The 17,798-nt window shown below is 73.1% G+C and carries 21 protein-coding genes, 1 pseudogene and 1 riboswitch; of the genes and pseudogenes, 12 read left to right on the top strand and 10 right to left on the bottom strand.

From position 1 onward, the window contains the following. The first annotated feature begins 61 nt into the window (after nt 1-61). On the top strand, nt 62-328 hold the full coding sequence (locus AB0B58_RS02100) for a helix-turn-helix transcriptional regulator (RefSeq protein ID WP_360215955.1): 267 nt from the start codon (nt 62-64) through the stop codon (nt 326-328). 15 nt (nt 329-343) lie between these two features. Here the strand turns inward: AB0B58_RS02100 and AB0B58_RS02095 are convergent, their stop codons facing one another. After that, the gene (locus tag AB0B58_RS02095) at nt 344-841 is read right to left on the bottom strand and encodes a helix-turn-helix domain-containing protein (protein ID WP_360215952.1); all 498 of its coding nucleotides are present in this window, start codon (nt 839-841) and stop codon (nt 344-346) included. Between the two features lie 109 nt (nt 842-950). Between AB0B58_RS02095 and AB0B58_RS02090 the strand changes: the two genes are divergently transcribed. The 8 genes and pseudogenes from AB0B58_RS02090 (at nt 951) to AB0B58_RS02055 (ending at nt 7,149) form a co-directional block, all read left to right on the top strand. Beyond that, nucleotides 951-1,547 (top strand): dihydrofolate reductase family protein, encoded by a 597-nt coding sequence (locus AB0B58_RS02090; protein WP_360215949.1) that lies wholly within the window; start codon nt 951-953, stop codon nt 1,545-1,547. A gap of 56 nt (nt 1,548-1,603) precedes the next feature. After that, nucleotides 1,604-2,452 carry a hypothetical protein gene (locus AB0B58_RS02085; RefSeq protein WP_360215946.1) on the top strand — a complete coding sequence of 283 codons (849 nt, stop codon included), beginning with the start codon at nt 1,604-1,606 and terminating at the stop codon, nt 2,450-2,452. Between the two features lie 40 nt (nt 2,453-2,492). Beyond that, nucleotides 2,493-2,882 carry a hypothetical protein gene (locus AB0B58_RS02080; RefSeq protein ID WP_360215943.1) on the top strand — a complete coding sequence of 130 codons (390 nt, stop codon included), beginning with the start codon at nt 2,493-2,495 and terminating at the stop codon, nt 2,880-2,882. 182 nt (nt 2,883-3,064) lie between these two features. Further along, nucleotides 3,065-3,381, top strand: a pseudogene (locus AB0B58_RS02075) (LuxR C-terminal-related transcriptional regulator); the annotation flags it as partial. A 102-nt stretch (nt 3,382-3,483) separates the two neighbouring features. Then, the gene (gene trpB / locus AB0B58_RS02070) at nt 3,484-4,626 is read left to right on the top strand and encodes a tryptophan synthase subunit beta (RefSeq protein ID WP_360215940.1); all 1,143 of its coding nucleotides are present in this window, start codon (nt 3,484-3,486) and stop codon (nt 4,624-4,626) included. Beyond that, nucleotides 4,623-5,438 (top strand): tryptophan synthase subunit alpha, encoded by an 816-nt coding sequence (trpA, locus tag AB0B58_RS02065; protein WP_360215937.1) that lies wholly within the window; start codon nt 4,623-4,625, stop codon nt 5,436-5,438. Before trpB ends, trpA begins: the two co-directional genes overlap by 4 nt. Beyond that, nucleotides 5,398-6,141: a GntR family transcriptional regulator gene (locus AB0B58_RS02060; RefSeq protein WP_360216233.1), complete on the top strand. Its 744-nt coding sequence runs from the start codon at nt 5,398-5,400 to the stop codon at nt 6,139-6,141. The genes trpA and AB0B58_RS02060 overlap by 41 nt, the downstream gene beginning before the upstream one ends. A gap of 105 nt (nt 6,142-6,246) precedes the next feature. After that, on the top strand, nt 6,247-7,149 hold the full coding sequence (locus AB0B58_RS02055) for a hypothetical protein (RefSeq protein ID WP_360215934.1): 903 nt from the start codon (nt 6,247-6,249) through the stop codon (nt 7,147-7,149). Nucleotides 7,150-7,268: 119 nt separating this feature from the next. On the opposite strand, the gene AB0B58_RS02050 is transcribed toward AB0B58_RS02055, so the two are convergent. Further along, on the bottom strand, nt 7,269-7,937 hold the full coding sequence (locus AB0B58_RS02050) for a hypothetical protein (protein WP_360215931.1): 669 nt from the start codon (nt 7,935-7,937) through the stop codon (nt 7,269-7,271). Nucleotides 7,938-8,249: 312 nt separating this feature from the next. Here AB0B58_RS02050 and AB0B58_RS02045 point away from each other — a divergent pair, with 312 nt between their 5' ends. Next, nucleotides 8,250-8,639, top strand: a complete 390-nt coding sequence (locus AB0B58_RS02045) for an SCO5389 family protein (RefSeq protein WP_360215928.1) — start codon at nt 8,250-8,252, stop codon at nt 8,637-8,639. A 63-nt stretch (nt 8,640-8,702) separates the two neighbouring features. Here the strand turns inward: AB0B58_RS02045 and AB0B58_RS02040 are convergent, their stop codons facing one another. From AB0B58_RS02040 to AB0B58_RS02030, 3 genes are all read right to left on the bottom strand, one after another. Next, nucleotides 8,703-9,893 carry a tetratricopeptide repeat protein gene (locus tag AB0B58_RS02040; RefSeq protein ID WP_360215925.1) on the bottom strand — a complete coding sequence of 397 codons (1,191 nt, stop codon included), beginning with the start codon at nt 9,891-9,893 and terminating at the stop codon, nt 8,703-8,705. Beyond that, nucleotides 9,890-11,140, bottom strand: a complete 1,251-nt coding sequence (locus AB0B58_RS02035; RefSeq protein ID WP_360215922.1) for an ATP-binding protein — start codon at nt 11,138-11,140, stop codon at nt 9,890-9,892. Before AB0B58_RS02035 ends, AB0B58_RS02040 begins: the two co-directional genes overlap by 4 nt. A gap of 97 nt (nt 11,141-11,237) precedes the next feature. Beyond that, nucleotides 11,238-12,110, bottom strand: coding sequence for an alpha/beta hydrolase (locus tag AB0B58_RS02030; RefSeq protein ID WP_360215919.1), 873 nt, complete (start codon nt 12,108-12,110; stop codon nt 11,238-11,240). A 71-nt stretch (nt 12,111-12,181) separates the two neighbouring features. Here AB0B58_RS02030 and AB0B58_RS02025 point away from each other — a divergent pair, with 71 nt between their 5' ends. Continuing rightward, the gene (locus AB0B58_RS02025; RefSeq protein ID WP_360215916.1) at nt 12,182-12,682 is read left to right on the top strand and encodes a CGNR zinc finger domain-containing protein; all 501 of its coding nucleotides are present in this window, start codon (nt 12,182-12,184) and stop codon (nt 12,680-12,682) included. On the opposite strand, the gene AB0B58_RS02020 is transcribed toward AB0B58_RS02025, so the two are convergent. Then, entirely contained in the window at nt 12,683-13,759 is a 1,077-nt protein-coding gene (locus AB0B58_RS02020; RefSeq protein WP_360216231.1) for an epoxide hydrolase family protein, read from the bottom strand. Nucleotides 13,760-13,821: 62 nt separating this feature from the next. Between AB0B58_RS02020 and AB0B58_RS02015 the strand changes: the two genes are divergently transcribed. Then, a complete protein-coding gene (locus AB0B58_RS02015; RefSeq protein WP_360215913.1) occupies nt 13,822-14,241 on the top strand; it encodes a MarR family winged helix-turn-helix transcriptional regulator in 420 nt (139 codons plus the stop codon). Here the strand turns inward: AB0B58_RS02015 and AB0B58_RS02010 are convergent. From AB0B58_RS02010 to AB0B58_RS01995, 4 genes are all read right to left on the bottom strand, one after another. Then, nucleotides 14,216-15,142 (bottom strand): aminoglycoside phosphotransferase family protein, encoded by a 927-nt coding sequence (locus tag AB0B58_RS02010; protein WP_360215910.1) that lies wholly within the window; start codon nt 15,140-15,142, stop codon nt 14,216-14,218. The genes AB0B58_RS02015 and AB0B58_RS02010 overlap by 26 nt on opposite strands. A gap of 67 nt (nt 15,143-15,209) precedes the next feature. Then, nucleotides 15,210-16,199 (bottom strand): NlpC/P60 family protein, encoded by a 990-nt coding sequence (locus AB0B58_RS02005; RefSeq protein ID WP_360215907.1) that lies wholly within the window; start codon nt 16,197-16,199, stop codon nt 15,210-15,212. Nucleotides 16,200-16,212: 13 nt separating this feature from the next. Then, nucleotides 16,213-16,346, bottom strand: a riboswitch (cyclic di-AMP (ydaO/yuaA leader). A 134-nt stretch (nt 16,347-16,480) separates the two neighbouring features. After that, nucleotides 16,481-17,398, bottom strand: coding sequence for a M56 family metallopeptidase (locus AB0B58_RS02000; protein WP_360215904.1), 918 nt, complete (start codon nt 17,396-17,398; stop codon nt 16,481-16,483). After that, nucleotides 17,395-17,763, bottom strand: a complete 369-nt coding sequence (locus AB0B58_RS01995) for a BlaI/MecI/CopY family transcriptional regulator (RefSeq protein WP_360215901.1) — start codon at nt 17,761-17,763, stop codon at nt 17,395-17,397. Before AB0B58_RS01995 ends, AB0B58_RS02000 begins: the two co-directional genes overlap by 4 nt. Between the last annotated feature and the right edge of the window lie 35 nt (nt 17,764-17,798).

The raw sequence follows: 17,798 nt of genomic DNA, 5'->3' as shown, positions 1-17,798 counted from the left end.
CGGCTCTTCCCTCTCCAGTCGGTATAGTTATACCACCCCCCGGCGGGGCTATCCTGCTCGCATGGTTCGCCCACCGCTCACCGCCGAACAGATCGCCGCCGGCCGGCGCCTCGGTGCCGCGCTCCGGGCGGCGCGGGGCACCCGGGGCCTCGTCGAGGTGGCGCTGGCGGCCGGCATCTCGCCCGAGACGTTGCGCAAGATCGAGGGGGGCCGGCTGCCGGCGCCCGCGTTCGGGACCGTGGTGTGCCTCAGCGAGGTGCTCGGCGTCCCGCTCGGCGAGCTGGCCGGGGTGTGGCTGGCCGGCATGCCCGTGCGCCAGGCCTCCTAGCCGCGGCGAGTCCCCTCAGGTGCGTGCCGCCTCGGCGTGGTAGGCCGCGGTCAGGCGGGCCAGCACGGACTCCGCGCCCGCCGGCCGGGGCACCCCCAGGTGCAGTTCGCGCAGCTCGTCCATGAAGTCGGACCACAGCGGCGGCCCGCCGCGCTCGAGCAGTTCCGCGCGGATCGCGAGCTCCCGGGTGACCGGCAGGTGCCGCCGCCCCCAGGCGCCGAGGTGCGCCAGCACCGGCACGAGCTGGATGGCCGGCTCCGTCAGGCTCAGCAGGATCCGCTGCTTGTGGCGCGGATCCGGCGCCGACGTGACCATGCCCAGCGCGGTGAGCCGCTGCAGCCGGTCGGCGAGGATGTTCGACGCGATCCCCTCCTCGGACCCGGCGAGCAGGGCGCGGAAGTGCCGCCGGTCGCCGAACATCAGGTCCCTGATGATCAGCAGCGACCACTTGTCCCCGAGTACCTCCAGCGAGAGGTTGATGGGGCAGCCGGAGCGGTGCTCGTCGATGGTCACCCTCTGCTCCTCCCCACGGCCGGGTGTTACCGCTTGCATTCTAAAACCGGTCTTCGGTACGGTCCAAACCAGTTGCAGTTCACAACCGGTTACCGGAGGGGACAACGACATGGCGTACGTGACCAGCGACCTCGCCGTCTCCGTCGACGGGTTCGTGTCGGGCGTCAACCAGACGCTCGAGCGCCCGTTCGGCGACGGCCAGGGCGACCAGCTGCACCGCTGGATGTTCGAGACCCCCGACGAGAACGCGGAGGAGCTGACGGCGATCACCGCCGCGGACGCGTTCATCATGGGGCGCAACATGTTCAGCCCCGGCCGCGGCGACTGGGATCCGGAGTGGACCGGCTGGTGGGGCGACGACCCGCCGTACCACAAGCCGGTCTTCGTGCTGACCCACCACCCGCGCGAGGACCTGCCGATGAAGGGCGGGACCACCTTCTCGTTCGTCACCGGCGGCATAGCCGAGGCGTTCGAGCGGGCCGGGGAGGCCACCGGCGACGGCCGGATCTCGATCGCCGGCGGCGCCGCCACGATCAACCAGTTCCTCGCCGCCGGCCTCGTCGACGAGCTCCGCCTGCACATCTCCCCGATCACCCTCGGCGCCGGCGAGCGCCTGTTCGACGGGGTGCCGCCGCTGAGGCTCGAGCAGCTCTCCGGGCGCTCGGCTTCCCTGGTCACCCACATCACCTACCGCGTGCTCCGCTGAGGCGGGACTTCGCGAAGCTCCGGCCCGGCGGAACGGGTACCGATAGCGTGTGATTCGTGGAGTTGTGTCCCGAGAGGTTCGTGCGGCTCCGGCGCCTAGGGTGCGGTCTCGCGGTCTCGGTCGTCGCCGCGACGGCATCCGTCGCGGTGGCCCTGCCGGCGCGGGGCGCGCCCAAGGACGACGGCCTGACCCTGGTCGTGCCGACCCTGGCGCCGATGTTGCCGGGCCAGCAGGGCTGGGTGAGCGCGATGTGGCGGGCGAACATCGACGTCTGCGACGTGGAGGTCACGATCTCCGGTGCCGGACCGAAGTTCTCCTACCCGGCGAGCACCTCGAACTACTCGTCGTTCTACACCTCCTCGGCGCTGGCCACGGGGGCCATGGACTACACCGCCTTCAAGGTCGCCGTGCCCGCGTCGGTGACGTCTCCGGTGAAGCTGACCCTCGACGTCGTCTACCACCAGCTCCCGCCCGGCCAGATCAAGAAGGAAGACGACCTCGCCACCAAGAAGTTCGACTGCAAGGGGCCCAAGGGCGACATGCAGGTCTCCGCGACGCTGCCGGTGGCGCCGAGCACCGGCGCGGCGGTGGTGCAGAAGACCGACACCGTCACGGTGCCGAGGTCCAAACCCACGTGGGTCAAGCTCACCTTCCTCGGCAACAAGCCGAACCTGGACGATTTCCGGGTCACTCTCACCCCGCCGAAGGGCCTGGTGGTCGGCTACCCCGGCGACGGCACCTCGGCCGGGCTGGACGGCGGCTCCACCCTCCCGGTCGGCGAGGACGACTTCGTCGCCGTGCGCCTGGACGCCACCGCGATGGAGCCGGGCAGCTACAAGGTGCCGCTCAAGGCCACGTACACCGGCGGCGGCTTCGACGGTCAGCTGGCCGTCGAGGTCGACTGACGCCCATCCGGTCGCAGGACCCGACGGAAGGAACCGCACGATGCGCCGAACCGCGATCGCCGCGGCCGTGGCCGCCACCGTCGCGGCGTTGACCGCCTGCGCGGACGACCCCGCGGCCCCGCCCGCCAGGAGCCCGGCACCGGCGAGCGCCGCGGCGTCGGTGGACACCCGCACGCCCGAGCAGCGCGCCGAGGACACGTTCGTCGCCGTCACGGCCGCGCACCTGTGCGTCGTGCAGTCGACCGTCTACGAGGACCCGAAGGCCATGGCCGCCGCCTACGACTCGATCCCCGACTATCCGGGCCTCACCGCGCCGCAGGTCGACCAGTTCCGCAAGCGCATGACCAGCGACCAGGCCTTCGCGGACCGAGTGACCGAGAAGCTTCAGCAGACCTGTACCCCCGGCACGCCCCGGCCGTCGCACGGATGATCACTGCGAGGCCGGCCGCCCGGTGGCGCGGCACGTCCCGGCGCAGGTCGACGCCCTGCATCCGGGGGTAGAGCGCGCTCCAGGTGTCCAGCAGGGCGTTGACGGTGTGCGCCTTCTGCAGCAGCGTGTACTCGGGGACGTCCAGGTTGTCGAAGGCTCCCCCGGCGCCCTCGTCGAGGCCGCCGCGCGACATCATCGAGGTGGTACGCACGGTGGCCGCCGGCGCCGCCACGCTGTCCCCGGCCGTCATCCGTCAGCTGATCGACCACGTCGCCGGGCCGCGCCGCGATCGCGCCCGGAGCAGCCTGGCCCGACTCACCGAGCGGGAGCGGGCGGTCGCGGTCACGCTGGGCCGGGCTGGTCGAACGCGGAGATCGCCGCCGAGCTCGCCATGAGCGTGCCGACGGTGAAGGGGCACGTCTCGCGGCTGCTGTCCAAGCTCGACCTGAACAACCGGGTCCAGGTGGCGCTGCTGGTACACGACGCCGAACTGGTCTAGCCGCCACCCCGTCACATACCTAAAGTTCTAGAACTCTTGCCGAAGTTGTGACAGACTCCGACGAGAGTTCTAGAACTATGGGGGTTAACGATGGTCGTTGTGATGGACCGGCCCGCGGCCGGCGGGCGCTTCGGGGAGTTCGGCGGCAGGTACGTGCCGGAGTCCCTGATCCCGGCCTGCGCCGCCGTCGAGGCGGCGTTCCGGGAGGCCTGGGCCGACCCGGAGTTCCACCGCGAGCTGGACGGCCACCGGACCACCTACGCCGGGCGCCCCACCCCGCTGACCGCGGCCCGCAACCTCTCCGCGGAGCTCGGCATCACCCTGCTGCTCAAGCGCGAGGACCTCGCGCACACCGGCTCCCACAAGATCAATAACGTGCTGGGGCAGGCGCTGCTCGCCCGCCGGATGGGCCGGAACCGGCTGATCGCGGAGACCGGCGCCGGCCAGCACGGCGTGGCGACGGCGACGGCGGCGGCGCTGTTCGGCCTACGGGCCACGGTCTTCATGGGCGAACGCGACATCGAGCGCCAGCGGCTCAACGTCTTCCGGATGACCATGCTCGGCGCCGAGGTGGTGCCGGTGACCAGCGGCAGCCGCACCCTCAAGGACGCCACCAACGAGGCCATGCGGCACTGGGTCTCGGCCGTCGACGACGCGCACTTCTGCCTGGGGTCGGTCGCCGGGCCCCACCCGTACCCGTGGATGGTCCGGGAGTTTCAGCGGGTGATCGGGGACGAGGCGCGCGGGCAGTGCCCGGCCCCCGACGTGGTGGTCGCCTGCGTGGGCGGCGGCTCCAACGCGGCGGGCACGTTCGCCGGCTACGTGGACACCGCGGCCCGGCTCATCGGCGTCGAGGCCGCGGGCGGCGCGGCGATGTCGTCGGGTGAACCGGGCGTGCTGCACGGCTCGCGGTCGCTGCTGCTGCAGGACGGGCACGGCCAGGTCGCGGAGGCGCAGTCGATCGCGGCCGGCCTCGACTACCCGGGCGTCGGCCCGGAGCACGCGCACCTCGGCGCATCGGGCCGTGCGCACTACGTGACGGTCACCGACGACGAGGTGGTCCGCGCGGTGCGCCGGCTCGCCGAGCGGGAGGGGATCATCTGCGCGCTCGAATCCGCGCACGCGGTGGCGTGGGTGCTGCGCGCGGCCGGCACGCCGGAGCTGCCGGCCGGCTCGACCGTGCTGCTGACCCTGTCGGGCCGCGGCGACAAGGACGTCTCCCAGCTGATGGAGGTCCCGCGATGAACCACGAAGACCGCCCGGTGCTCGGTGCGCGGCTGCGGGCGGCCGGGCGGCCGCTGCTCGTGCCGTACGTGACCGGGGGCATCACGGCCGACTGGACCGCATACCTGCTCGCCTGCCAGGAGGCCGGCGCCGACGCGATCGAGGTCGGGCTGCCGTTCTCCGATCCGATGCTCGACGGCGTCACCATTCAGCAGGCCTCCGACCGGGCGATAGCCCGCGGAGCCACCATGGACTCGATCCTCGCCGACCTGCGGGACACGCCGCTGCGGGTGCCGGTCGTCGTCATGACGTACGCGAATCTGATCCTGCGTGACGGGATCTCCCGGCTGGCCGCGGCCGGGGTCTCCGGCCTGATCGTCCCCGACCTGCCGCTGGAGGAGTCCGCGCCGTTCGAGGCCGCCGCGGCCGCCGCCGGCATCGACCTGGTGCTGCTGGTCGCGCCGTCGACCCCCGCCGGCCGGCTGCGCGAGATCTGCGCACGCAGCCGCGGATTCGTGTACGCGATAAGCGTCATGGACACGACCGGCGAGCGCGGCACCCTGGCCGGCACCGCCACGGCGCTGGCGGCCCGGGTCAAGGCCGTCACCGACCTGCCGGTCCTGATCGGCTTCGGGATCTCGACGCCCGCGCAGGCCGCCGCGGCGGGACGCGCCGGGGACGGTGCCGTGGTGGCGTCGGCGCTCATGCGTAGGGTTCTCGACGGAGCCACGCCCGCCGAACTCGGACACGCGGTCGCGGCCCTTCGCGCCGCACTCGACCTGGGGGTGTCTCCTGGAACGCCGCACGCCGAAGTACCAGATCATCGCGGCTGACCTCACCGCGAAGATCCGCGGCGGGGAGCTGCCGCCGGGTTCCGCGCTGCCACCGCAGCGGGAGCTCAGCGCCGCGTACGGGGTGACGCTCGTGACGCTGCGTCAGGCGCTGCGGCAGCTCGAGGACGACGGCCTGCTCTCCCAGCAGCCGGGCCGCGGCACGTTCGTGGCCGAGCCGAAGGCGACCTACCGGCTGGACTCGCTGCGCGGGCTGGCCGAGGACCTGCGCGCGCAGGGCCGCACGGTCAGCACCGAGATCCTGGGCCAGACGCTGCGCCGCCCGCCCGCCTGGGTGGCGGCGCAGCTCGGCACCGAGCGGGCGCTGCGGCTGGAGCGGCTGCGGCTGCTGTCGGGCCGCCCAGCCGTGCACCAGCTCTCCTGGGTCCGCTCGCCCGCCGGCGCCGGCCTGCGCGACACGGACCTGAGCGAGACCTCGCTGTACGCGGCGCTCGCCGCCAACGGCGTGGTCGTGCACCGGGCATCGGAGGTCCTGCGACCGGAACTGCTGTCCGCGCCGGTGGCGGACCTGCTGCGGCAGAACGCGGGCACACCCGTGTTCGTGTCGGACCGGATCACCTACGGCCTGGACGACCGGCCGATCGTCGTCGACCGGGCGACGATCCTCGGCACGGTGATGGAGGTCCGCACGGAGCGCGCCGCCACCGGCCTGTCGATGAAGTGGATGTCCGTGCCTGCGCAGTGATCTATGCGCATGCCCGGCGCAGGTTTCCGACCGCCCGGCGCTGCGACCGTACCGGCCGCCGATTCGCCGTTCTCCGCGCGCACCGCGCCACGTGACAATGCTCGGGTGGAGGTCCTCGAGATCGCGTGCGACGAGTCCGGATACGAGGGCGAGCAGCTCATCGACACCACCACCGACGTGTTCGCGCACGCGGGCGTCCGCCTCGGCGCGGACGCCGCACGGGCCTGCCTCGCGGAGCTGCGCGGCCGGATCCGCGCACCCGCGATCCGGTACAAGGCCGACCACCTGCTGCGGGACGGGCACCGGTCCGTGCTGGTCTGGCTGCTCGGTCCGTCCAGCCCGCTGTTCCGGCGCGCACACGTCTACGTCATCGACAAGGTCTACTTCGTACTCGGCAAGCTCACCGACCTGCTGCTCGCCGACCCGACCACCGCCGGGCTGTCCGCCGACCGATCGGCCCGGGCCCTGTCCGATCGGCTCTTCGCCGGCCGCCCCGGCCACGACTACCTGGTGGCCGCCAACGAGCTCATGCACGGCCGGGACCGCCAGGACGTCCGCGGCCCGGTCGAGGCCTTCTTCCGGCTGGCCGGCGAGCTCGGCGGCCGGGCGCGCGCGGAGGCGTTCCGGGCCCGGCTGCGCGACGACCCCGCACTGTCCGTGCTCGACCCGCTGATCCCGGCGGTGGTCCGGACCGTGGGGCGCTGGGGTGCCGACGGTACGCCGATATCGATCCTGCACGACCGCCGCACGACGCCGCCGGACGAGCGGATCAGCCGGATCAGGCCGCTGCTCGCCGCACCGCTGCGGCTGGAGGGGCTGCGGCTCGCGACGGCCGAGGCCGAGCCGCGGATCCAGCTCGCCGACATCCTCGCCGGCGTTGTTCGCAGGATCGCCCAGGACGAGCTGCGCGGCGTCGGCGACGCCGAGTTGACCACGCTGGTCCGGCCCTACCTCGACCCGTACTCGATCTGGGGCGACCGCCGCAGCTGGGCGCTGCTCAGCGCCTGACGGCCGGCGGGCGGAGTTCCCCCCGGGCGCCGGCCCCCGCGGGCCGGGCCGCTAAGACCGCATCGCACTGCCAGTCGACCGGCATCGTCACCCCTCGTTCGGTCGTGGTCTCGCACGGGTCACCGAGGATGGGCCGAGACGCCGGCGACCAGCACGGTGCTGAGCGTGAGCGCGCTCAGGACGACGACTGCACACAGACGAGGCCTGCCGGTAGTGCCGTACCCGACGAAGGACGCCGGGCCGCACGCCCCGAAGGCGAGGCACATCAGCACGGTGGCCACCTTACCGCCGCCGGATGTCGGTTGCAGGTGGGAGGTGAGACCCGCGACGACCGCGACGACCGCGGCATGCGCCACCAGCGTCAGTAGTACCGGCACAGCCCAGGGCCCCGGCGCGAACAACCGCCGCGCCGCGACCGTCAACGCCGCCACATACACGACGACGCCGACCGCGGCCCCGACGAACAAACCCAGGACGAATGCGCCGAGCTCCTCCCAGCCGCTGCTCGGCCCGGGCGACTGCACGGCGGCGATCACGAACCCCGCGACGGTGCCGACCCCTGCGGCAGCGGCGAAAGCCAGCAGCGGAGCGCCGACCATCATCCACGGCCGAGGACCCCGGACAGGGTCGCTCACCGCGGCGGTGGGACGCCGGCCGCCCGCTGGATCAGCAGTCACTCCGACCTCCTGTGTCAGCTTCGTCGCAGGCTTCCCGGCGACCCGCTTCACGGGCTGTGTCACGTGCAGGAGCGTGACCCCGGTTCCGAGCCCCTGCCGGTCGACCAGCATCGTGACCTCCTTCGGTCATGGTCTCGCATCAGGGCGCCGAGCACGGTGAGACCGGCGAGCTCGTCCCCAACCTGGCGGGCCCGTTTCGGGCGGCGGCGCGGTCGGGAACCTCACCCGACAGGGCCGCGTCGCCGTGGTCAACCCCATCGGATCGTCGGGGTGGGTGTCGCGGTCGTCGCCGCTGTCCGGCGATTGGCACTCACCGTCCAGGTGAAATCGGCACGATGGACTTTACAATGAAAACCGTTCCCAACAAGATGGGGTCGTCGCCGGCGCGCCGCCGGCGGCGTCCCCGTTACCGGAAGGAACGCCATGTCCTTGAACGTCTCTCCCGACCTGCTCGCCGTCGCCGAGCGCGGCGAGGTCACGGACGCCGAGTTCGTCGACTGTGTCCGCACGTCGCTCCCCTACGCGTGGGAGGTCGTCAGCAAGGTGATGACCGACCTGAAGGACGGCGAGGAGTTCGCCGACCACGAGATCCCGCCGCCGTCCGAGGTGGAGCGCGGCCAGCTGCTGCGCGCCCTGGCCAGCGACGCGATCCGAGGAGGGCTCGAGCGGCACTTCGGCGCGAAGCTCGCGTTCCAGAACTGCCACCGGGTCGGGGCCTTCCGCTTCAGCGCGGTCGGCGGCGAGCGCTACCAGGCGTTCGTCTCGGCGCGGGGCCAGCTGCTCAACCAGTCCCCCGAGCTGCGCAACTGCTGACGGCACGGGCGGGCCGGCGACCACCGGCCCGCCCGGTCCCGGGCGGGCCGCCGGATTCCCGACCTACCTCGGCGTCCGGCCGGAGCGCGGCGGGACGGAGCCCTGGTTGTCGTCGTGCCAGGTCTCGCGGAGCTCGCGCTTGGTCTCGCGCCACCACTGGCCGAACTCGGCGCCCCAGTCCCGGAAGTCCCGGCCGAGATCCTTCAGCGCGTGCAGGTAGCCGGGGTCGTCCATCCGCGCGCCGATCAGCTCCGCCAGCCCGAAGCCCCACTGCACCGGCGCCGCGGCCAGGGCGAGGACCGGCAGCCACCACAGGCCCGTCACCGCGTACGCGATGAGGAGCGCGACCTGCGCGCACACGGTGACCGTCCCGCCGTGCGCGGCGCGGCGCAGCAGGGCGGGCGACAGGCGCAGGCAGCGCCAGGGCAGGCGGCCGGCCGGTACCAGCAACCGCAGCGCGAAGCCGGCGACCACCGCGGCGAAGAGCGCGGCCAGGATGCGCCCGATGGTCGCGGCCGGCGGCCACCACACGCCGGCCAGGGTGACGGCCGCGACCAGCGCGATCGCCACCGGGAACCAGATGCGCAGCGAGCCGAGCAGGCCGCGGATCGGCCAGGTCATCGAGACGACGTCGGGGCGGGCCGGGTTCTCGCTCGCGACGTCGCGCAGGGCCCGCATCGACCGGCCGACCCGCAGCCGTTCGGCGTCGATCATGGCGAGCAGCCAGCGGCCGTATTCGTTGTCCGGGTCGAGTGCCAGCGCGGCCCGGGCGGCCTCCTCGGCCACGTCCCGCTTGCCGGCGACGCGGTTCACGTCGGCGACCGCGAGCAGGCCGTCGACGAACTGCGGTGCGAGCGCCCGGCCCCGGTCGGCCGCCGCGCGGGCCTCGTCGAAGCGGCGTTCCTGCGCCAGCGTGCGGGCCAGGACCAGGTGGCTCGCCGCATTGTGCGGTGCGAGCCGGACGGCCTCGGTCGCCGAGGCGACCGCGTCCCTGTCGCGGAGCAGGCACAGCAGCGTCTCGGCGCGTTCGCCGTGCGCGTCGGCGAGGCCGGGCAGGGCCGCGATCGCCGCGTCGCAGGCCGCCAGCGCGGACACGTAGTCGAACTGCCGGCGCAGCACGTAGCCGAGCATCGTCAGGAGCCGGGCGTCGGCGGGTTCGGCGGTCAGGGCCGCGCGCAGCACCTTCTCGGCCTCGGCGTGGCGGCCGGCCTCGGCGAGATGCCAGGCCCGGCGGTGCGCATCGTCACCGGTCACAGCAGCTTGCGCTTCCTGAGGTACGCGGCCAGGTCGTCGTACTCGCCGCTCTCGTTGCCGAACATGGCGACGTTGCGGGCGGTGGCGAACCACGCGTCGGTGGACGGGCGCACCTCGCGTACGGCGGAGGTCATGTCCCGCTGGGAGATCATCCGGACCTCGCCGGTGGTGATCGCGTCGCGCATCGCGAACTCGGCGGCGGTCTCGCAGACGTGCGCGAGGTCGGCGCCGGAGAAGTGCTCGGTGCCGGCCGCGAGCGCGCGCAGGTCGATGTCGGCGATGGGCCGGTCGCGCAGGTGGTACTCGAGGATCGCGGCGCGGGCGGCCGCGTCGGGCGGCAGGACCAGCACGGTCCGGTCGAGGCGGCCGGGGCGGCGTAGCGCGGCGTCGACGTCCCACGGCGCGTTCGTCGCGGCCAGCACGAAGACCCCGTCGTTGTTGCCATCGACGCCGTCGAGCTCGGTGAGCAGCTGGTTGACCAGGGTGCGCATCGCCGACGAGCTGAGCTGGTTGCGCTTGTGCCCGAGGGCGTCGATCTCGTCGAGGAGCAGCACGCACGGCGCGTGGGTGCGGGCGGCCGTGAACAGGTCGTGCAGGTTGCGCTCGGAGCTGCCGACCCACATGTTGAGCACGTCGACGATCGAGAGCGAGATGAAGCCGGCGCCCATCTCCCCGGCCACCGCACGGGCGAGGAAGGTCTTGCCGCATCCGGGCGGGCCGTAGAGCAGCAGCCCGCCGCGCAGGCTCTTGCCGAACAGGGTGCGCAGCTCCGGGTTGCGCAGCGGGCCGAGGAACGCGAGCTCGAGCCGCTTCTTCACCTCGTCCATGCCGCCGACGTCGGCGAGGGTGATCGTGGCCCGCTCGACGTCGTGTGCCCGGTCGCCGTGGCCCTGCACGGGCTCGGGCTCGTCGCCGGCGGGGACGAACCGCGGCGGGACGACGCCCTGGAACTCGTCCTCCAGCGCCGCCCAGTCGACGCCCGGCCGCGCCGCGGGCGAGGCCGGGTCCGGGGCCGGGGCCGCCGGAGGCGCGGCCGGGGCGGGTGACCCGCCGGCGAGCGCGGCGGTCATCAGCCGCCGGGCGGTGTCGTCGGCGGGCTCGCGGGCCAGGATCTGTGCGGCATGGCCGACCACCTCGCCGTGCCGCCCGGCGGCCAGCAGCAGCTCGGCCAGGTGCAGCCGCAGCGGCAGGTCGTCGGGCCGCGCGGCGACCGCCGCGGCCAGGCTGTCGATCAAAGCGTCGCTCATGAGACGCGATTATGCCCGCCCGCCGCGACGCCCCGGTGTGGTCCTGGTGTCACTCATGAGACGCGGTCATGCCCGGCGCCGCGGCGGGCCGGCGAGGTCAGTGGGTGCGGGCCAGGAAGTCGCGGATCAGGGCGGTCGCCTCCGCCGGGTGGCTCTCCAGCAGGAAGTGGCCGCCGTCCAGCAGGTGGATCTCCGCGTCCGGCACGTCGGCCCGGAAGGCCTCGGCGCCCGCGGGGCCGAAGATCTCGTCGTTGCGGCCCCAGACGGCCAGCACCGGCGGCCGCTTCTCCCGCAGGTACCCGTGCAGCCGCGGATAGAGGGCGAGGTTCGTGGCGTAGTCGGCGAAGAGCCGCACCTGGATCGCGTCGTTGCCGGGCCGCGATACCAGTGCGTGATCGAGCGTCCAGGTGTCCGGGCTGACCAGGCTCGGATCCGGTACGCCGTGCGTGTACTGCCAGCGGATCGCCTCGAGGTCCAGCGCCGACCGCACTCCGGCCTCGGTGTCCGGCCCCGGATGCTCCCAGAAGGCCCGGACCGGCTTCCAGAAGTCCTCGACCAGGCCGGCCTCGTACCCGTTGCCGTTCTGGGTGACGATCGCCGTGACCGGCTCCTCCGGGCGCAGGGCCAGCCGCCACCCGATCGGCGCGCCGTAGTCCTGCACGTAGATCGCGTAGCGCGGCACGCCGAGCACGCGCAGCAGCCCGGCGGTGAGGCCGGCGAGGGCGTCGAAGCTGTAGCCGAAGTCGGTCGCGGCCGGCGCGTCGGAGTGGCCGAAGCCGAGGTGGTCGGGCGCGATCACGTGGTAGCGGTCGGCGAGCGCCGGGATCAGCCCGCGGAACATGAACGAGCTGGCCGGGAAGCCGTGCAGCAGCACCACGGCGGGTGCGGCGGGGTCGCCGGCCTCGCGGTAGAAGAGCCGGTGGCCGTCGATGGTGGCGTAGCGGTGGTGTACCGACACGATAACCCCCATGAGGTCTTGATGTGGTTAGTGCGAGCCAACCAGCCCAACTGCTAACCTGTCAAGGCCTTCAAGGGGGTTACATGACGGACGAGGACGTCCTGCTGTGGGTGCTCAACGGCACCCCGGTGGTCGACGGGCGGCACACGGACCGGCTCGCGGATCCGGCCGCGGCCCGCACGGCCCTCGCCGCCGCCGGCGGCACCGGCACGGTGGCCGAGGTCGCGGCGGTGCGCGACGCCCGGGACCGCCTGCAGGCCGTGGTCCGCGGCGAGCGCCCGCCCGGTTCGCTCGCGCCGCTGCTCGACGGCGTGCACCAATACCCCGAACTCGACGACGGGCTGCACTGGCGGCTGGCCGCCCCGCCCGACCGACTTCTCGCCGTGCGGGTGACCCTCGCCTGGGCGCGCCTGCGGGAGGAGCATCCCGGCCGGCTCCGGCCATGCGCGAACGCGGAGTGCCGGCTCTTCCTCGTCGACCACAGCCGGGCCGGCACCGCCCGGTGGTGCTCCATGGCCAGCTGCGGCAACCGGATGAAGGCCCGCCGCCACCAGAGCCGCCACGGCCGGCCGCCGTCCGCCTGATCAGGCGGCCCGCGGCGCCAGGCCGGCGAAGAACGCGATGACGTCGGCGGCCAGGTCACCGGGCACCTCCAGGGCGGCGAAGTGGCCGCCGCGCGGCAGCTCGCTCCAGTGCCGGATGTCGTGGCCGCGCTCGGCCAGCGGGCGCACCGACTGCACGATGTCGTGCGGCAGCACGGCCACCCCCATCGGCACCGGGCAGGACGCGCCGTATCCGCTCTCCTTCGCCAGCCGGGCCGACGAGCCGGCCGTGCGGGTGAACCAGTAGATCGACACGTCGGTGAGCAGCACGTCGTCGCCGATGGTCGACGCCGGGTCGGCCCACTCGGTGAACTTCTCCGCGATCCAGGCGAGCTGGCCGACGGGCGAGTCCGTGAGCGCGTACGAGATGGTCTGCGGCCTGGTCGCCTGAAGCACCTGATAGCCGGGCCGGTTCGCGGCGAAGGCCGCGGTCCGCTCGGCGCGCTCCCGGTCGGTGCCGGACAGCCCGGCGGACGGGCCGGGCGTCGGCAGGTAGTTGACGTGCACGCCGACGACCCGCTCGGGCGCGACGGCACCCAGCGCGCGGGCGATGCCGGAGCCCCAGTCGCCGCCCTGCGCGCCGAACCGCGGGTAGCCCAGCCGGGTCATCAGCTCGGCGAACGCCCGGGCGATCCGCTGCTGGTCCCAGCCGCGTTCCGCGGTCGGCCCGGAGAAGCCGAAGCCCGGAATCGACGGGATCACCAGGTGGAAGTGGCCGGTCAGCGGCTCGACCATGTCGAGGAACTCCAGCACCGAGCCGGGCCAGCCGTGCACGAGCACGAGTGGCAGCGCGGCCGGGTTCGCGGACCGGACGTGCAGGAAGTGCACCCGCTGCCCGTCGATCTCGGTGACGAACTGCGGGTACCCGTTGAGCGCCGCCTCGTGCGCGCGCCAGTCGTAGCCGGTGCGCCAGCGCTCGGCCAGGTCGCGGACCCGGGACAGCGGGATCCCGTAGTCCCAGCCCGCACCGGGCAGTTCGTCGGGCCAGCGGGTGCGGGCGAGGCGGTCGGCCAGGTCGTCGAGATCGGACTGCGGCACGTGTACCCGGAAGGGGTGAATATCGTTCATATGACTAACGTTAGGCCGACTAACGTTAGGGTGGCAAATGTTAGCCTGCACACATGGACGACCTCCCGAGCCGGCTGCTGACCCGGACCGCGGCGCTGGCACACCGCCTCGTCACCGAGCGCTTCGCCGAGATCGGCGCACGCGGCTACCACTACCGGCTGCTGACCACGCTGATCGACGACGGCCCGGCCAGCCAGGCGGACCTGGGGCGGCGTACGGAGATCCACTTCAGCGACATGGTCGCGGCGCTCAACGAGCTGGCGGAGGACGGCTACGTGCAGCGCCGGCCGGACCCGGCGGACCGGCGCCGCAACATCGTCACGGTGACCCCGCAGGGCCGCCGGCGCGCGCGGGCCCTGGCCGAGCGGGCCGAACAGATCCAGGACGAGCTGCTCGCGCCGCTGTCGGCCACGGAACGCGGGGAACTCGTGCGCCTGCTACGCCTGGTCAGCGCAGGCGCGGCGCCAGAGTGAGCGCGACGTCGAGGGCCTGGCCGGGCGTCGCGGCGCCGCCGTCGCCGTCGCCGTCGCCGTCGCTCGACCAGACCTCCGACAGCACGGCCTGCACGAAGCCCCACGCGACCACCCGGTCGATGTCCATGTCGAGGCCGTCGGCGAACTGCTCGATCCGCGCCGGCAGCAGGTCGAGCACGGGCTCGTCGCCGTCGAAGGGGTTGTAGAGCACGGCGCCGACCTCGTAGCCCGGGTCGCCGAGCAGGCCGTGCGGGTCGATGGCCAGCCACGGCTCCCGGGTACCGGCCAGCACGTTCTCGTGGTGCAGGTCGCCGTGCAGGACGACGCGCCGCGGCGCGGAGGCGCACAACTCGTCGAAGAGCCCGGCGGCCCGCTCGACCAGGCGACGCGGAATCGGGTCGTCGCCCGGGTAACGCCGCAGGTGCGCGGCGAAGCCCTCCGCGTACGTGGTGAGCTCCGCGCACGCCAGCCCCGGCGGCGCGGGCCGGTGCAGGCGCCGCATCATGGCGACCAGGACGGCCGTCGCCCGCTCGTCCTGCTCGCGCACCAGGGTGCGCAGCGTGTGCCCGGGCTCCACCCGCTCGATCAGCAGGGCGCCGCGGCCCGCGTCGCGGTCCAGCAGCCCGGCCGCGCCGGCGCCGGCGCCGGCGAAGAACGACAGCGCATCGGCCTCCTGCGCCAGGTGGGCGGCCGTCGGCACGCCGAGCTTGAGCACCGCGGGCGAGCCGTCGGCCCGGCGCACGGGCGCCACCCAGTTGAAGCTCAGCGGGTACGGCGTGCCGACGGTCAGCCGCCAGTCCCGGGCCACGGAGTCGACAAGCGCCGGCAGGCCGGCCAGCCATTCGCGGCCGGCCTCGCCCCAGGCGGTGGCGACGTTGCGGGTGAAGACGGCGGGAAGCATCCGGCCATTCTGATACAGAGAAGCCGCCACTGGCGTGGCGGCTTCTCCGATGTGGTGCGTGCCTCGGTCAGCCCGGCCGGCGAATGCCGGTGATGGCACCGCCACGGTCGATCGAGGCCATCCGGACGTGGTCACCGGTGTGTGGCGCGTGGACCATCGTGTTGCCACCGACATAGATGCCCACGTGGTGCACGGGGCTTCCGTAGAAGACCAGGTCGCCCGGCTGCAGCTCGCTGCGGCTGATCGACCTGCCCGTCCGGATCTGGTCACCCGTGTAGTGCTCCAGGTGCACCCCGACGGCCGCCCACGCCACCTTGGTGAGGCCGGAGCAGTCGTAACCGCCCGGACCCTCGGCGCCGAAGACGTACGGCTTGCCGATGAGGTCGCACGCCCGCTGCGCCGCGCGCCCGCCCTTGTCGTTGTTGTAGTCGACCGGGCACGGGCCCGTGCGGAACGCGCCGTCGGAGCCGCCGCTCGCGCCGTACGCCTTGATCCGCAGCTTCTGCAGCTCGTCGACCTTCTTCTGGATGTCCTTCTTCTGCTGCCCCAGCAGCTTGTCGCGCGCCGCGACAGCATCGGTGAGGGTGTCCAGATCACGCTTGTCGGCCGCGAGCTTGTCGCGCAGCTTCGCCACGTCGGCGACCGACTCGCGCTGGTGCCGGCTGAGCTGGTCGAGGAACGTGAGTTTCTCGGTCAGGCCGGTCGGCGAGCCACTGACGATCATGGCCTTCACCGCGTTGGGCGAACCCTGCATGTATGCCTGCCCCGCCATGTTGCCCACCTGCGACATGGCGAGATTGACCTGCAGCTCCAGCGGAGCGAGCCGCTTGTCGATCTTCTTGAGCTGAGCCCGGTTCTTGAGCAGCTGGTTGTGCACGTTGTTGTACTGCTCGATGACCGGTTCGAGCTTGTTCCACTGCTCGTCGATCTGCTTTTCGATGCTCGACGGGGACGGCGTCGCGTGCGCCACCCCGGGAGCGAGAAGAATTCCGACCGCGGCGACGGCGCAGGCGACGCTGCGCAGAATTGCGGCGCGTCGCGCCTCAATCCGTTTCACGTAGGTGCAGTGTCCTTTCTTCCCACAACGCCGACCGGGTTAGCTGACGGGTTCGGGCGGGAAGACGCCCGGCCACGATGTCGCTGTGGCTTGACCCCGGTTTCCTGGGTCCCCGGCTCGTATCACACGATTAGGCGTGGCTCGTCAGTTCGCCCGGGTTCGGACGAGGGGGGACTGCCGAGCCGGGCACCACCGTACTCCCGATCAATTCGGAAGAGAACCCTGCGTTACCAGGGCACACAGCGCATAACACCCAGTGACCGAACGTAATTAATGCAGACTTAAAGCGGCCACGCCGAGAGTGCCCGATCCAACCACGGCACCACCAGGATCACTGTCGGTAACACCAGCAGCCCGGCCGCGCCGGTGGCCGCCGCGACGGCCAGGCCGGCGGACCGGGGGTCGGCGCCCGCCAGCCGGTCCAGCCGGCGCCGGCGGTCCGCCTCGGCCCCGCCGACCTCGGCCGGCGTGTCGGGGCTGACCGCGTCGCCGAGCAGCGCGAGGGCCGTGCGCAGCGGGGCCGCGCCGCCGCGCCGCCGGGCCGCGTCGTCCGCGACCATCTCCAACAGCAGGTGTACGGCGTCGAGCGGCGCGCGGCTGCGCAGCGGGCGGGGCACCGAGCGGTAGAACGCAGTGAACGACTCCATCACCACGTCGTGGCGGTGCCGCAGGTGCGCCTGCTCGTGCGCGATCACCACGCCCACCTGGGCGGCGTCCAGGATCCGCAGCGCTCCGCTGCTGAGCACCACCCGCGACGAGCGCCCCGGCAGGCAGTACGCGAACGGCAGCGGCCCGTTCAGCACCCGCAGCCCGGCGGGCACCTCGACCGGCAGCTCGCCGTGGCGCTCCGCGCTGTCCAGCAGGTCGACAAGCATCCGGTGCCGGGCGCGGCGGGCCCGCGAGCGGATGCCGACCCGGAACAGCGAGACCACCAGCCGCAGGATGATCAGCCCGGCGACGGCGAGGGCGCCGATCAGTGCGGCAGCGCCCACCGGCCGGCCGGAGCCCAGCGCGCCGACCAGCTCCTGCGGCGCGGCCAGCACGACGCCGAGCGCGCAGAGCACACCGGCGAGGGTGATGCTCTGCCAGAGCAGCACGGCGGCGGCCGGCGCCCGGTCGGTCCAGCGGGCCCGGGCGAGGACGCCCGGCACGACAAGCGACAGCGTCAGCCCCAGCGCGCCGAGCAGCAGCGCGGTCACGGCGCGACGCCCGGGTCCTTCCGCGCCGACTCGATCGCGGCGGTGAGTGCGGACGGGTCGATGCGGCCGACGAAGTGTGCAAGCGCCGCGTCGCGGACGCCGTCGGGCGCGGCGCGCAGCGCGTCGAGCATCAGGGCGGCCGTCATCTCCTCGCGGCTCTGCGCGGGCGCGTAACGGTAGGCGCGGTCGGCGCGCTGCTGCGTGACGACGCCCTTCTTGGCGAGCCGGTCCAGCACGGTCATCACCGTCGTGTACGCCAGATCGCGGTCGCGGCTCAGCCCGTCGTGCACCTGGCGCACGGTCAGCGGCTCGCCGGCGTCCCACAACTGCGTCATGACCTCGCGTTCGAGGTCCCCCAATGCCATGGGTGCCACTCTACTGCACAGCGTCGTACTACGAT

The sequence above is a fragment of the Actinoplanes sp. NPDC049118 genome, assembly GCF_040648555.1.
Lineage (GTDB): Bacteria > Actinomycetota > Actinomycetes > Mycobacteriales > Micromonosporaceae > Actinoplanes.
Note: the sequence above shows the minus strand (reverse complement) of the source record. Positions and strands in the feature narration are given on the sequence as shown.

Excerpts from the sequence above, each read along its gene's own strand:
- AB0B58_RS02100 (WP_360215955.1), top strand. The coding sequence starts at position 62 with ATGGTTCGCCCACCGCTCACCGCCGAACAGATCGCCGCCGGCCGGCGC.
- AB0B58_RS02090 (WP_360215949.1), top strand. The coding sequence starts at position 951 with ATGGCGTACGTGACCAGCGACCTCGCCGTCTCCGTCGACGGGTTCGTG.
- AB0B58_RS02080 (WP_360215943.1), top strand. The coding sequence starts at position 2,493 with ATGCGCCGAACCGCGATCGCCGCGGCCGTGGCCGCCACCGTCGCGGCG.
- trpB (WP_360215940.1), top strand. The coding sequence starts at position 3,484 with ATGGACCGGCCCGCGGCCGGCGGGCGCTTCGGGGAGTTCGGCGGCAGG.
- trpA (WP_360215937.1), top strand. The coding sequence starts at position 4,623 with ATGAACCACGAAGACCGCCCGGTGCTCGGTGCGCGGCTGCGGGCGGCC.
- AB0B58_RS02050 (WP_360215931.1), bottom strand. The coding sequence starts at position 7,937 with ATGCTGGTCGACCGGCAGGGGCTCGGAACCGGGGTCACGCTCCTGCAC.
- AB0B58_RS02045 (WP_360215928.1), top strand. The coding sequence starts at position 8,250 with ATGTCCTTGAACGTCTCTCCCGACCTGCTCGCCGTCGCCGAGCGCGGC.
- AB0B58_RS02035 (WP_360215922.1), bottom strand. The coding sequence starts at position 11,140 with ATGAGCGACGCTTTGATCGACAGCCTGGCCGCGGCGGTCGCCGCGCGG.
- AB0B58_RS02030 (WP_360215919.1), bottom strand. The coding sequence starts at position 12,110 with ATGGGGGTTATCGTGTCGGTACACCACCGCTACGCCACCATCGACGGC.
- AB0B58_RS02025 (WP_360215916.1), top strand. The coding sequence starts at position 12,182 with ATGACGGACGAGGACGTCCTGCTGTGGGTGCTCAACGGCACCCCGGTG.
- AB0B58_RS02015 (WP_360215913.1), top strand. The coding sequence starts at position 13,822 with ATGGACGACCTCCCGAGCCGGCTGCTGACCCGGACCGCGGCGCTGGCA.
- AB0B58_RS02010 (WP_360215910.1), bottom strand. The coding sequence starts at position 15,142 with ATGCTTCCCGCCGTCTTCACCCGCAACGTCGCCACCGCCTGGGGCGAG.
- AB0B58_RS01995 (WP_360215901.1), bottom strand. The coding sequence starts at position 17,763 with ATGGCATTGGGGGACCTCGAACGCGAGGTCATGACGCAGTTGTGGGAC.